This window comes from Klebsiella sp. K47 (assembly GCF_051858335.1).
In the GTDB taxonomy this organism is placed as follows: Bacteria; Pseudomonadota; Gammaproteobacteria; order Enterobacterales; family Enterobacteriaceae; genus Klebsiella; species Klebsiella pneumoniae.
In genome coordinates this window covers 267868-280418 of sequence record NZ_JBPYUI010000004.1, presented here as the reverse complement: position 1 = coordinate 280418, position 12551 = coordinate 267868, and the positions used below count along the sequence as shown (strand labels likewise).

The 12551-nt window shown below is 58.8% G+C and carries 13 protein-coding genes and 1 pseudogene; 7 read left to right on the top strand and 7 right to left on the bottom strand.

What is annotated here, in order from left to right; translation table 11 throughout:
• The 4 genes and pseudogenes from RRF55_RS05995 to RRF55_RS05980 all read right to left on the bottom strand — a co-directional run.
• A pseudogene (locus RRF55_RS05995) lies at positions 1 to 139 on the bottom strand (carbohydrate porin); the annotation flags it as partial.
• 144 nt (positions 140 to 283) lie between these two features.
• Positions 284 to 586 (bottom strand): PTS lactose/cellobiose transporter subunit IIA, encoded by a 303-nt coding sequence (locus tag RRF55_RS05990; RefSeq protein WP_439419103.1) that lies wholly within the window; start codon positions 584 to 586, stop codon positions 284 to 286.
• 97 nt (positions 587 to 683) lie between these two features.
• Entirely contained in the window at positions 684 to 2006 is a 1323-nt protein-coding gene (locus tag RRF55_RS05985; protein ID WP_002923156.1) for a PTS cellobiose transporter subunit IIC, read from the bottom strand.
• Between the two features lie 11 nt (positions 2007 to 2017).
• Entirely contained in the window at positions 2018 to 2332 is a 315-nt protein-coding gene (locus tag RRF55_RS05980; protein ID WP_004145041.1) for a PTS sugar transporter subunit IIB, read from the bottom strand.
• A 293-nt stretch (positions 2333 to 2625) separates the two neighbouring features.
• Here RRF55_RS05980 and RRF55_RS05975 point away from each other — a divergent pair, with 293 nt between their 5' ends.
• The 3 genes from RRF55_RS05975 (at position 2626) to RRF55_RS05965 (ending at position 6425) form a co-directional block, all read left to right on the top strand.
• Positions 2626 to 3567: a LacI family DNA-binding transcriptional regulator gene (locus RRF55_RS05975; RefSeq protein ID WP_002923154.1), complete on the top strand. Its 942-nt coding sequence runs from the start codon at positions 2626 to 2628 to the stop codon at positions 3565 to 3567.
• Between the two features lie 211 nt (positions 3568 to 3778).
• Positions 3779 to 5149 carry an MFS transporter gene (locus RRF55_RS05970; RefSeq protein ID WP_032415828.1) on the top strand — a complete coding sequence of 457 codons (1371 nt, stop codon included), beginning with the start codon at positions 3779 to 3781 and terminating at the stop codon, positions 5147 to 5149.
• 13 nt (positions 5150 to 5162) lie between these two features.
• The gene (locus RRF55_RS05965) at positions 5163 to 6425 is read left to right on the top strand and encodes a gallate dioxygenase (protein ID WP_002923152.1); all 1263 of its coding nucleotides are present in this window, start codon (positions 5163 to 5165) and stop codon (positions 6423 to 6425) included.
• Here RRF55_RS05965 and RRF55_RS05960 read toward each other — a convergent pair.
• Positions 6422 to 7648 (bottom strand): LysR family transcriptional regulator, encoded by a 1227-nt coding sequence (locus tag RRF55_RS05960; RefSeq protein WP_002923147.1) that lies wholly within the window; start codon positions 7646 to 7648, stop codon positions 6422 to 6424. The genes RRF55_RS05965 and RRF55_RS05960 overlap by 4 nt on opposite strands.
• Before the next feature lie 127 nt (positions 7649 to 7775).
• On the opposite strand from RRF55_RS05960, the gene galB reads away from it, so the two are divergent.
• The 4 genes from galB to RRF55_RS05940 are packed head-to-tail and all read left to right on the top strand — an operon-like array spanning position 7776 to position 11178.
• Positions 7776 to 8516: a 4-oxalmesaconate hydratase gene (gene galB, locus RRF55_RS05955; RefSeq protein ID WP_439419102.1), complete on the top strand. Its 741-nt coding sequence runs from the start codon at positions 7776 to 7778 to the stop codon at positions 8514 to 8516.
• Complete coding sequence (locus tag RRF55_RS05950; protein ID WP_004145036.1) at positions 8513 to 9226, top strand: 4-carboxy-4-hydroxy-2-oxoadipate aldolase/oxaloacetate decarboxylase; 714 nt, start codon at positions 8513 to 8515, stop codon at positions 9224 to 9226. Before galB ends, RRF55_RS05950 begins: the two co-directional genes overlap by 4 nt.
• On the top strand, positions 9227 to 10312 hold the full coding sequence (locus tag RRF55_RS05945; RefSeq protein ID WP_004145035.1) for a 4-oxalomesaconate tautomerase: 1086 nt from the start codon (positions 9227 to 9229) through the stop codon (positions 10310 to 10312).
• Positions 10313 to 10314: 2 nt separating this feature from the next.
• Entirely contained in the window at positions 10315 to 11178 is an 864-nt protein-coding gene (locus RRF55_RS05940) for an NAD(P)-dependent oxidoreductase (protein WP_004901505.1), read from the top strand.
• A gap of 3 nt (positions 11179 to 11181) precedes the next feature.
• Here the strand turns inward: RRF55_RS05940 and RRF55_RS05935 are convergent, their stop codons facing one another.
• Both RRF55_RS05935 and RRF55_RS05930 read right to left on the bottom strand, forming a co-directional pair.
• Positions 11182 to 11472, bottom strand: a complete 291-nt coding sequence (locus tag RRF55_RS05935) for a YicS family protein (RefSeq protein ID WP_002923120.1) — start codon at positions 11470 to 11472, stop codon at positions 11182 to 11184.
• A 106-nt stretch (positions 11473 to 11578) separates the two neighbouring features.
• Complete coding sequence (locus RRF55_RS05930) at positions 11579 to 12481, bottom strand: DMT family transporter (protein WP_002923118.1); 903 nt, start codon at positions 12479 to 12481, stop codon at positions 11579 to 11581.
• Between the last annotated feature and the right edge of the window lie 70 nt (positions 12482 to 12551).

Sequence of the window (12551 nt, the reverse complement as noted above, 5' to 3'; positions counted from 1 at the left end):
GGTCGGCCAGCGCTTTATCAACGGCTTTGGCGACGATGGCGTCGATCTGTTCCTGCGTAAATTCTTGCGCCATGACAGAAATTGGGCACAGCGCGGCGACCACCGCCATGGCTAAAGGCAGTTTTTTTACAGTATTCATGGTTATCTCGCTTTAATAATTAATATATTTCAGATAATAACCATCCCATTCTGGCTAGAATAAATAGCCAAAATAAGCTGATTTGTTTTTTAGGGTACAGCGACGCCGGAGAATAATATTCTCGCTAACGTTATTCCATATTAATTAACGCTGGTACAGATGGATTAATTCTTCTGAGAACTCGCGGGCCAGCAGCGAATTCATCAAATGATCCTGGGCATGTACCATAATCAGCGTCATGGGCTGACGCGCTTCACCGGCATCCTGCCCGATGAGCAGGGTCTGCATCTGATGCGCCCGGCGGGCGTAACCGTCGGCCTCGTTTAAGAGTAAGCGCGCTTCGTCGATATTTCCGGTTCGGGCCGCATGCAGCGCTTCAAAACATAATGAGCGTGACTGTCCCGCATTAACGATAATTTCCATTACCGCATCTTCTAATTCCATCATGTGTATTCCTGAGGTATTTATTATTTAATAATGCAGTGAAAGTCCATTTTCTGCATTATTACGCTGTCATCTTATTATCTCTCCGGAAGGAGAGGGATTAGCTAACGGTTTCTGCTACCGGAACGCTATTTTTGGCTTTCTCAACTTCGGTTTTCATTAAGGAACGTTCATAAGCGCGCAGGAACGGCAGGTAAATGACCGCCGACATCACCATGCAGATGAGACACATCACCACCGGGCTCAGGGTCCAGTTAGCCGCCCACGACGCGCCAATTGGGGCCGGCGTAGTCCACGGCGTCAGCGACACCACCTGGCTCAGCCAGCCAAGACGCGTCGCGCCGTAAGCCAGCACCGCGTTGACCATCGGTACGCAGACGAAGGGGATAAACATCATCGGGTTCATGATGATCGGCGCTCCGAACAGAATCGGCTCGTTGATATTAAAGAAGCTCGGCACGATGCCCATCTTGCCGATGGTGCGCAGATGGGTGGCCCGGCTACGCAGCAGCAGGAAGGCCAGCGGCAGGGTAGAACCGACGCCGCCAATCAGCAGATAGTGATCCCAGAAGCCCTGCAGGTAGACGTGCGGCAGTACCGTGCCAGCCGCCAGCGCCGCCTGGTTTGCCGACAGGTTGGCCATCCAGAACGGGTTCATAATGCCGGTAACAATCAGCGAGCCGTGGATACCGGCGAACCAGAAAATCTGGCACATCAGAACAGAGAGCAAAATCGCCGGCAGCGAGTCGGAGGCGGAAACCAGCGGCTCCAGCAGATGCATGATCGCCTGCGGCAGGATCATCCCGGTCTGCGCTTCGATAAACAGATTCAGCGGATGCAGAGTCGCAATAACCACCAGCACCGGGATCAGGATTTCAAACGAACGGGCGACGCCGGTGGGGACCTCTTTCGGCAGACGAATCGTAATGTTGTTTTGCTTCAGCCACGCGTAAACGCGGGTGGAGTAGATGGCGGTGATCAGCGCGGTGAAAATGCCCTGACCGGACAGATACTGAGTGGAAATTTTGCCATCGGCATAGGGCGCGGCGACCAGCAGGAAAGCCATAAACGCCAGCAGACCGGACATCACCGGATCGAGCTGAAACTGACGACCGAGGCTGGCGCCAATGCCGACCGAGATAAAGAAGGTCATCACGCCCATGCTGAGGTTAAACGGCAGCATCAGCTGTTCGCGGTAGTGCTGGGAGAAATCAAGCCAGCCGCGGGCAAAGCCGTTGGTGGTATCGGGTGAAAACGGCGGAAAGATAAATACCAGCATGAAAGAGCCGATGATCATAAACGGCAAGGCGGCAGTGAAGCCATCGCGGATAGCGATAACGTATTTCTGCTGCCCAAGGCGTCCTGCCAGCGGAGTAATAGATTGCTCGATCACGGCAATCATGGACTGATACAGAGAACTCATTTCAACACCTCTCAGTGCGCCGCTGGGATCAGCGACAGAGCATAATTCAGGACGTTGTCTCCCCGCTGCATACCGTAGTCCATCGTATCGATGGGCTGAACGGGAATGTTCAGGGAAGCCGCTTTGTCAGACAGGGTTTTCAACATGTATTTCACCTGGGGGCCAAGCAACACCACCTGATACTGCGGAAACTGCATGTCAAATTCGGAAACGCCATAGGCGTCAATCTGCACCGGCAGGTCACGTTCATTCGCCGCCTCAACCATCTTTCTGACCAGCAGACTGGTGGACATCCCGGCAGAGCAGCACAGCATAATCTTGTACATCGACGACCATCCTCAAAATGTAAAAAGTTATTGCGTGGGTGATTTGATATCAGACGGAAACCGGTTTCCATTTATAAAAAGCAGAACTGTGATAGTGGTCAAGATCTCCTGCTTATAGGGCGGATTTATTGGATTTCGCTCACATTATTCTGTCGATTTGGCGATGTTTTGCGCTGAAATGGAAAATCGGTTTCCAAACAAATGGCGAAATGGATATACTGCGCTGGTCATAATTGAAGCGATTCAGGTTTACAGGATTTTGGCGGGACGCGGCGCCCGCGCAGGGGAAAATGATGTCGACAATCAATGATGTTTCACGACTTGCCGGGGTTTCCAAAGCCACGGTGTCGCGAGTGTTGAGCGGCTCACGTGGCGTGAAGGAAGCCAGTCGTCAGGCGGTGCTGCAGGCGGCGGAAGCGCTCAATTACCGGCCAAACATGATAGCCCAGTCGTTGCTCAGCCAGTCCACCGGCTGCATCGGCGTCATCTGCGCCCAGGACAACATCAATCAAACCACCAGCTATCTCTACGCCCTGGAAAAACAGCTCAGCCAGCACCAGAAACACCTGCTGCTGCGCTTCGCCAACACCAGCCACGGCGTGATGAACTCTCTGGAGGAGTTGACCTGCGGGCTGTGCGATAACGTGCTAATCATCGGCGCGCGTTTTCCTCTGAATATTAACCGCCCGGACGTGGTGCTGGTGGACTGCCTCGATAGCGAAGGCGACAACAGTATTCAGTTCGATCATGCTTTCGCCGCCGAAACCGCCTGTCACTATCTGATTAGCCAGGGGAGACGGCAGATTGCGCTGATTCATCCGCAGAGCAGCGGCTTTGCCGACCAGGTGCTGCTGGGCTACAAGCACGCGCTGGAAAAAAACTTTTTGCCGTTTAATCGCAACCTGGTGTTTCTGGATAACACCTCGCCGTCGGTGGCGGTGCAGGAGCTGGTCAATAACGCCACTACGCTGAACTTTAACGCGCTGCTGGTGAGCGATGAACAGCAGGCGCAGCGCGTGGTGCCGCAGCTGCAGGCGTTTAACCGCGCCGTTCCGCAAAATGTCATGGTGTTTAGCCTCGCCGGATCGTTACAGCTGCCCGGTATCCCGACTATCCCGGCGATTGAATATTCCATGGACGCGATGGCGTCGCGGATCGTCAACTGGCTGACCGAGAAAACGGACAACCCGGGCGGCAGCCCGCTGCGCGGCGATTTAATTATTCCGAAGCACTAAACGCTGCTCTTGCCCTGACCCGCCGCCGTTGGCTGCGGGTTTTTTGCTGGCTGGTTTTTGTCGTATCCCTCACATTATAAATAAAACTCATATCTGACGCCGGATTTTCGAACCGGACAGCCTGCGTGACCTGCCTTAAGTTGAGTACGAAAGTTCCACTCAAAAAACACTAACCAGAACATTCGTACCGCCTGCTTGAGGAAGTCACCCTATGAATCACACGAACGTTGTCGATGTGAAAGCGTGGATAGATACCCGCCCGGTCTCGCGCTTTCAATGGAACGTGCTGCTGCTCTGTTTCATCATCATTATGCTGGATGGGTATGACGCCGCGGTGATGGGCTTTGTCGCCCCGGCGCTCATCGAGGACTGGGGCATCAGCCGGGCCGAAATGGGGCCGATTCTTGGGGCGGCCATGTTCGGCGTCGCCATTGGCGCCCTGGTAGCGGGTCCGCTTTCTGACCGCTACGGCCGAAAGCGAATTTTACTCTGGTCGGTGGCGCTGTTTGCGCTGTTCAGCCTGGCCGGCGCCGTGGCGCAAAGCCCGACGCAGCTGGCGCTGATGCGTTTTCTCACCGGCCTTGGCCTTGGCGCCGTAATGCCCAACTGCGTCACGCTGGTGGCGGAATATATGCCGGAGCGGCGTAAAGGGGTGATGATCACCCTGATGTACAGCGGTTTTAACGTGGGTTCCGGCCTCGGCGGCTTTATCGCCGCCGGTTTGTTATCGCATTACAGCTGGCACTCGGCGCTGGTTTTTGGCGGCGTGCTGCCGCTCGTGGTGCTCCCCTTTATGATCGTGATGTTGCCGGAGTCGGCGATGAACATGGTGGCGCGCCGACTACCGGGCGAGCAGATTGCCAGGGCGCTTAACCGGCTTGGGGGCCAGTTTACGGCTGAAACCGTTTTCCAGCTGAATGCGCCGCCCATCACGCGGAGCAGCAAAGTGGCGCAGCTGTTCCGGCATGGCTATGCCCGCGGCACGATAGCGCTGTGGTTAACCTATTTTATGGGGCTGTTTGTGATTTACCTGCTGAACGGCTGGCTGCCAACCATTCTCCGCTCCGGCGGGCTGTCGCTGCAGCAGGCGGCGATGATGACCGGCTTGTTCCAGCTCGGCGGCCCGCTGGGCGGGATCCTTGTCGGTATGCTGATGGATCGCGCTTCGGCGAAAGCCGTGATTGCGGCAACCTATTTCCTCGGCTGTCTGTGCCTGTTGTCCCAGGGGGTGATGAATTTCGGTTCGGCGGCGCTGTCGGTGCTGATTTTTATCAGCGGGATGTGCATTAACGGCGCGCAGAACGGTCTGCAGGCCTATTCGCCCGCCTATTATCAAACCGAGATCCGCGCTACCGGAGTCAGCTGGATGCATGGTATCGGCCGTACCGGGGCTATCCTCAGCTCCACGCTGGGCGGGATGCTGATGCTGGCCGTGCCGGGACACTCGTCGATCTTTTTGGTGCTTGCGCTGCCGGCCTGCCTGGCGGGGATCTGTATTTTGTTGCACCGTATGAATCACGCTAAGCCTCGACTCACAGAGGCAGAACTTGACGCTTTGTCATCCCCCCTCGAACACCGATAAGTGGAGTTATCTGATGGCTAACATTCTCGGCGGTATCGCCGTCTCTCATACCCCGACTATCGGCTTCGCGGTCGATCATCATAAACAGCAGGACCCGGCGTGGGCGCCGATCTTCCAGAGCTTCGAACCGCTGCAGCGCTGGCTGGAGGAGAAAAAACCGGATGCGCTGGTGTACATCTTTAATGACCATGTGACCGCCTTTTTCTTCGATCACTATTCGACTTTTACGCTGGGAATCGACAGTCAATATGACGTTGCCGATGAAGGCGGCGGACCGCGCTGTCTGCCGCCGGTCCAGGGCAACGCGGCGCTCTCAAGGCACATTGGCGCCAGCCTGATGGCCGACGAGTTTGATATGTCGTTCTTTATGGATAAAAAGCTCGACCACGGCCTTTTCTCGCCGCTTTCGGCGCTGTTGCCCTGGGATGAAGCGCAGGGGTGGCCGACGGCGGTGATCCCGTTACAGATCGGCGTGCTGCAATTTCCGGTACCAAGCGCGCGCCGTTGTTACAAACTCGGCCAGGCGCTGCGCCGGGCGATTGAAAGCTTCCCGGAAGATATCAATGTGGCGATTGTCGCGACCGGCGGGCTCTCGCATCAGGTTCATGGCGAGCGCTGCGGATTTAATAATCCCGACTGGGATGCCCAGTTTGTTGATATGCTGGTTAATGACCCGGAAAAGCTTACCGAAATGACCCTTGGCGAATATGCCGAGCTGGGGGGGATGGAGGGGTCCGAAGTGATCATGTGGCTGGTGATGCGCGGCGCGCTATCAGCCAATGTCACCGAAACCTGGCGCGATTATTACCTGCCGTCGATGACCGGTATCGCCACGCTGATCCTTGAGAACAATGCGCGCCTGCCCCCCGTCGATACCCTGACGCGCCATCGCCAGCATATGGCGCAGCAGCTGGCCGGGGTGGAGAAACTGCCGGGAACCTATCCTTTTACCCACGAGCGCAGCCTGAATGGCTTGCGGCTTAACCGTTTCCTGCATCGGCTGATTGAGCCTGCCTGGCGTGAACGTTTTCTGCAGTCGCCTCAGTCGCTTTATGCCGAAGCCGGACTGAGTGAGGAGGAACAGCAGTTGCTCAACGCGCGCGACTGGCGGGGATTAATTCAGTATGGCGCCAGCTTCTTCCTGCTGGAGAAAATGGGCGCGGTGGTCGGCGTATCCAACCTGCATATTTACGCCGCGATGCGCGGGCAGACGCTGGAGGCGTTTCAGCAAACGCGCAACCAGCAGGTAACCTATTCGGTGGCGGGTAAACGTTAAACGGCCCCGTCCTGAACCTGCTGATAAATAAAACGCAACAGCGCCTGCGTCGCCGGGGAGGGCAGGCTGCCGGCGCGAAACGTCAGCCCGATACGCCGGGTGGTATCGGGCAGGGGAACCGGCAACACGCTGAGCAGCCCATTGTCAGTTTCAAAACGCATCTGGCTGGCGGAGACCGCCGCCAGCATGTCGGAGCCCTGCAGCAATCCTCGCACCATCGCCGCATCCCCGGTCTCCACCGTCGGCTGGGGCAGCGGCAGCCCCAGGGTGACAAACGCCTTATCCAGCAAATTGCGCGCCGGCGCGTTGGCGCGCGGCAGCACCCATTGCGCTGTCGCCAGCTGGCTGCGCGGGTCCGGATGGCGCAGCAGCGGGTGGTTATTACGCAGTAAAATCAACATATCCTCTTCGAATAACGCTTCGCTACAGAGGTCCGGGAGATCTTCATCCTGGCGCAGGGCGCCGATAATAAAATCGATATTACCTGCCCGCATATCGGCGACCAGCGACTCATACGGGCTTTCATTGGTCATGAGGGTGATGCCCGGGTGCTGGGCCAGAAAGGCGGCGATGGCGGAGGGCAGTAGCCGGGTCCGGCTCAGCGGCAGGGCGCCAATGCGCACGGTGCCCTCCAACACCCCGCGACGGGCAGCGAGATCGCTCCAGATGTTTTCCAGCTCGTTGAGCGCTCTGCTCACCGGGGGATAGAGTAGCTCTGCGGCAGGCGTGGGACGCACCCCCTCTGGCGTCCGGCGAAATAGCGCCGAATCCGCTCCTTTTTCCAGGACCTTCAGCGCGGCACTGACCGCCGGCTGAGTGATCCCCAACTGTTGCGCGACGGTTTGGGTATGGTTGACGTGATAGAGCTGAATAAAAATGGCTAAGCGGCGGGTATTGAACAGCCAGCCGGCGTCCGCCAGCGGGCCGCTGCTGCGGGTATGGTGCTTCTGCAGCAGCGCCGGGATGGCCTGCAGGTCGTCAATCGCCCGCCGGGCGCGCGGCAGGATGCACTTGCCATACTCGGTGGGCACCATGCCGCTGTAATGGCGTTCGAACAGCGTGACGTTCAACGCGGCTTCAAGATCGCGAATAGCCCGGGTTATCGCTGACTGCGTGCGGAATAAGTCATCGGCCGCGCGTGAGACGCTACCGCGCAGCGCGACCTGACAGAAAAAGCGCAGCTGCATGATATTTATAATTTTATCGTGCTTTCTCTTTAGCATTGTTCGTCAGGCCTGAAAAAGTGAGTGAGACGACAACATAAATAAAAATCATAGCCTTCGCAAGTTAACGAATTACCTCCCCACGACGGGACATGACAAGCTGAAAAAAACAACAGAGGAAGCCATCATGTCTCATCCGGTTAGCGAAAAAAGTGCCCTTGTCGTCAGCGCCCACTCGGCCGATTTCGTCTGGCGCGCGGGCGGTGCGATAGCGCTGCATGCCCCGCAGGGCTATCAGGTCCATGTGGTCTGTTTATCCTTTGGCGAGCGCGGCGAGTCCGCCAAACTGTGGCGTAAAGGCAACATGACCGAGGAGGCGGTGAAGCAGGTGCGTCGCGAAGAGGCGCAGGCCGCCGCCGCGATCCTGGGCGCCAGCGTCGAATTCTTTGATATCGGCGACTATCCGCTGCGCGCCGATAAAGAGACGCTATTTCGTCTGGCGGATGTGTATCGCCGTATCCAGCCCCACTTTGTCCTGACGCACTCCCTGCACGATCCCTATAACTACGATCATCCGCTGGCCTCCCATCTGGCCCAGGAAGCACGGATTATCGCCCAGGCAGAAGGCTATCGCCCCGGTGAGAAAATTGTCTCTGCTCCCCCGGTTTACTGTTTCGAACCGCACCAGCCGGAGCAGTGCAACTGGAAACCCGATGTGTTGCTGGACATCACCGCCGTCTGGGAGAAAAAGTATCAGGCCATTCAGTGCATGCAGGGTCAGGAGCATCTGTGGGAATACTACACCCGCGTGGCGCTGCAGCGCGGGGTGCAGGCCAAGCGCAATATCGGCATCACGGCCGCGCGCGATATCGTTCACGGCGAAGCCTTCCAGAGCATCTTCCCCCGCGTAACGGAGAACCTGGCATGAACCTGTTAAATAAAAAAGGCCTTGTGATCCGCCACCTGCCGCGCCATGACGAGGCGGTTTTGCGCCGCTGTGAGGCGGCCGGGGTGGCGACGCTCCATGAAGCCTGGGATCGTCAGGGGCTGATGGGGCCGGCAATCCGTCCGATTCAGCAGGGCGTCAGCCGGGCGGGCAACGCGGTAACCGTGCTGGTGACGCCTGGCGACAACTGGATGTTTCATGTGGCGGTCGAGCAGTGCCGCGCCGGCGATATTCTGGTGGTGGCCCCGACCTCGCCGTGCGGCGATGGCTTCTTCGGCGATCTACTGGCGACGTCTCTCCAATCGCGCGGCGTGGTCGGGTTGGTGGGCGATATCGGCATTCGTGATTCGCAAACGTTGCGGGAAATGGGATTCGCCGTCTGGTCCCGTCAGGTTTATGCCCAGGGGACGGTGAAAGAGAGCCTCGGTTCGGTTAACGTCCCGGTGATATGCGCAGGTCAGCTTGTACAGCCGGGCGATGTCGTGGTGGCCGACGACGATGGCGTCGTGGTGCTGCCTCACGCCCGGGTCCGTGATGTGCTCCATAAAGCGGAAGCCCGCATGAGCAATGAGCTTGCGAAACGTGAGCGGATGCGCAATGGCGAGCTGGGGCTGGATATTTACGCTATGCGTCCGCGTCTGGCGGAAAAGGGCCTGCGGTATTACGACCGCGCAGACGAGGTGGAGGAATAAATGGCGCAACGCGGAATCCCCTGTCTATGGATGCGCGGCGGCACCTCTAAAGCGGCCTGTTTTCTGGCCGACGATCTGCCTGCCGATCCGGTGCGACGTGATGCGGTGCTGCTGGCGGTGATGGGCTCGCCTGATCCCCGGCAAATTGACGGGATCGGCGGCGCCGATCCGCTGACCAGCAAAGTGGCGATTATCCGCCGCTCCGCACGGCCTGACGCCGATGTGGACTATCTGTTTGCCCAGGTGAACGTGGCGGCGGCTACCGTGGATTACGGCCAAAACTGCGGCAATATTCTCGCCGCCGTTGGCCCTTTCGCCATCGAGCGCGGTCTGGTTCGCCACGATGCGCCGCTCACTCGGGTGCGTATTTTTATGGAGAACACGGGGCAACTGGCGGTGGCAGAGATCCCCTGCGATGCCGACGGGGTCAACTACGTCGGCGAGAGCCGTATCGATGGCGTGCCGGGCAGCGCCAGCCCGATCCTGCTCCATTTTCTTGATGTCGCCGGCTCCAGCTGCGGGGCGCTGCTGCCGACCGGCCGGGTCCGTGACCGTTTTGACGGCGTCGAGGTGACCTGCATCGATAACGGAATGCCGGTGATCCTGTTGCGCGCGTGCGACCTCGGTTGCACCGGCTATGAGACGCGCGAACAGCTGGATAATGACGACGCGCTTAAACGTCGCCTGGAGTCGATTCGCCTGCAGGCCGGGCCGCTGATGCAGCTTGGCGACGTCAGCCAGCGCACGGTGCCCAAGATGACCCTGATCGCCGAGCCGCGGCACGGCGGCGCCATCAGCAGCCGCACCTTTATCCCCCACCGCTGCCACGCGTCGATCGGCGTATTTGGCGCGGTGAGCGTGGCCAGCGCTTGTCTGCTCCCCGGCTCTGTCGCGCAGGGCCTGGCGCAGGTAGCGCCAGGCGATACGCCGCTGCTCAGCGTCGAGCATCCGACAGGCGAATTTAGCGTGACGCTTCAGCTTGATGCTGACGGCGCCCTGGCTGGCTGCGGCCTGTTACGCACGGCGCGACTGCTGTTTGCTGGCGAGGTTTTTATTCCGGCCCGCGTCTGGCCGCGTGAGGAGTGATGATGACAATCGCGTTTATTGGTTTTGGCGAGGCGGGTGGCATTCTGGCGGCGGATCTGGCCCGTGAGCATGCGGTGACCATTTGGGATTGCAAGCTCAATGGCCCGGAGCGAGAGGCGATGGGCAAAAAAGCCCGTGATTCGCGCGTTCAGGTGGGAAATTCGCTGGCGCAGGCGCTGGAGGGGGCCACGCTGGTTTTTTCTACTGTGACCGCCGGTGAGGCGCTAAAGGTGGCGCAGCAGGCGGCCGCGCTGCTGCAGCCGGGACAATATTTCCTCGATCTCAACTCCGTGGCGCCGGAGACGAAACGGCAGGCGGCTGAACATTTTCTGCCGGGCGCCTACATCGATGTCGCGGTGATGGCGCCGGTACCGCCGGCCCGATTGCAGACACCGTTATTGATCGGCGGGCCGCAGGCGGAGGCGATCGCGCCGCGTCTGCAGGGGCTGGGGCTGAATGCCCGCTATGGCGCCAGTACGGTGGGCCAGGTGTCGGCGATAAAAATGTGCCGTAGCGTGATGATCAAAGGTCTTGAAGCGCTTACCACAGAATGCCTGTTCGCGGCTCGTGAATACGGCGTTGAGGAGGAGGTGCTTAGCTCCTTGCATCATAGTTTCCCCTCTCTGGGCTGGACAGGCGCGTTCCCCGACTATCTGATCAGCCGGGTGGCGGAACATGGCATTCGGCGCAGCGAAGAGATGGAAGAGGTGGTGAAAACCCTGCGTGACGTGGGGAGCGCCGGGATAATGAGCGAGGCGATCGCGAAAAGCCAGCGCCAGCTGCCGGAGCAGATGGCCGCCCGTAGCCTGAGCTACAGGCAGCTGACGCCGTTTGACTGGAAAACGCTGGTCGCGAGGCTGAAATAACCGCTATTTGGCCGGACAGACGATTTTGTCGATTGCGGCCTGGTAGCTTTTCTGGTTATTGCGCTCCTTCGCCAGCGTTGCTTCGCGGACCGCGTTCTTGTTACCGTCGGTCGCCAGCACTTTATTGGCAAAATCGTTGTCGCTGAGGTGGCTTGCTGGCGCGCATTTTTCCTTCACCGCTTTGAGCACCTGCTGTTTTTGCTGCTCGAACTGCAGGCTTTGCAGCGGTGATTCGGCCCACGCCGACGTGGCGCTCAGGGCGGTGACCAGGCATACCATCCAACATGCTTTCATCAGGCTTCTCCTTCCGTAATCGCTTCCGTCAACTATATGCGCAGGCGGGAAAACACGCAAATAGTGGTCAGTTTAACTTATTGAAAATGCGCTTTTTATCGCCTGCTCAGGCGGCTCTCACCCGCCGCCGCGAGTCGATGGCGATCAGCACCACCGACGCGAGGATCAGCAGAGTGCCCAGCCAGTCCGGCAGCGTGAAGGTGATCCCCAGCAGCAGGAGCGACAGCAGGGCGCTGCTCAGCGGTTCGGCGCAGCTGAGGATCCCTGCCTTTGCGCCGCCAATCTTCTGCGCGCCGTTGAGATAGAGGCTGAAGGTCAGCGAAGTACCGATCACCACCAGGTAGAAAAAAGCTAACAGCAGGCTGCCGTTAACCACAAAATCGGTGCCCTGGCCGCCGTAAAACGGCAATAGCATCGCGCCGCCGAACAGCATGCTCCAGCCGACGATGGGCAGCGTCCCGTAGCGGGCAATCAGCGTTGAAGGATAGGTGGTATAAAAGGCGGCGGCAAACGCCGAGGCGATCCCCCAGAACAGCGCCGCCGGCGAAATCGACAGCGTCGTTGGGTTGCCGTGGGTCACCAGCAGAAAGGTGCCCGCCAGCGAGGTGCAGATAGCCCCCAGCACCAGCGGAGTGGGACGCGCTTTGCGGGCGAGGGCGAACCAGGCGACGATGATCGTCGGCGACAGAAACTGCAGCACCGTGGCCGTGGCGGCATTGGACTTTTCAATGGTCATCAGAAAGGTGAACTGCACGGTTAGCGCGCCAAACAGCGAGAAAAACAGCAGGCTTAGGGCGTCGCGGCGGTTTTGCAGCACGCGGAAAATGCGGTCGCCGTGAACAAAGCCGAGCATCAGCAGGATCAGCCCGGCGAACAGCAGACGCGTCATGGTCAGAAACGGCGACGACATCTGGCTTTCCTGCATAATAAATTGCGCACACACCCCGGAACTGCCCCACAGCACGGCGGCAATCAGTACGTTCAGCATCCCTTTTTTGCTGGAGCCCATCTTTTCCTCAAGCGAAATATGACAAAGGGGAATCATAGCATGCGCGCGCCCGGGCGGCGGGGCAGGAAAT

Coding starts and splice junctions, on each gene's coding strand:
- RRF55_RS05930 (WP_002923118.1), bottom strand. CDS start 12,481: ATGGGCTCCAGCAAAAAAGGGATGCTGAACGTACTGATTGCCGCCGTG.
- galB (WP_439419102.1), top strand. CDS start 7,776: ATGTCTCATCCGGTTAGCGAAAAAAGTGCCCTTGTCGTCAGCGCCCAC.
- RRF55_RS05990 (WP_439419103.1), bottom strand. CDS start 586: ATGATGGAATTAGAAGATGCGGTAATGGAAATTATCGTTAATGCGGGA.
- RRF55_RS05935 (WP_002923120.1), bottom strand. CDS start 11,472: ATGAAAGCATGTTGGATGGTATGCCTGGTCACCGCCCTGAGCGCCACG.
- RRF55_RS05940 (WP_004901505.1), top strand. CDS start 10,315: ATGACAATCGCGTTTATTGGTTTTGGCGAGGCGGGTGGCATTCTGGCG.
- RRF55_RS05950 (WP_004145036.1), top strand. CDS start 8,513: ATGAACCTGTTAAATAAAAAAGGCCTTGTGATCCGCCACCTGCCGCGC.
- RRF55_RS05970 (WP_032415828.1), top strand. CDS start 3,779: ATGAATCACACGAACGTTGTCGATGTGAAAGCGTGGATAGATACCCGC.
- RRF55_RS05985 (WP_002923156.1), bottom strand. CDS start 2,006: ATGAGTTCTCTGTATCAGTCCATGATTGCCGTGATCGAGCAATCTATT.
- RRF55_RS05945 (WP_004145035.1), top strand. CDS start 9,227: ATGGCGCAACGCGGAATCCCCTGTCTATGGATGCGCGGCGGCACCTCT.
- RRF55_RS05980 (WP_004145041.1), bottom strand. CDS start 2,332: ATGTACAAGATTATGCTGTGCTGCTCTGCCGGGATGTCCACCAGTCTG.
- RRF55_RS05965 (WP_002923152.1), top strand. CDS start 5,163: ATGGCTAACATTCTCGGCGGTATCGCCGTCTCTCATACCCCGACTATC.
- RRF55_RS05975 (WP_002923154.1), top strand. CDS start 2,626: ATGTCGACAATCAATGATGTTTCACGACTTGCCGGGGTTTCCAAAGCC.
- RRF55_RS05960 (WP_002923147.1), bottom strand. CDS start 7,648: ATGCTAAAGAGAAAGCACGATAAAATTATAAATATCATGCAGCTGCGC.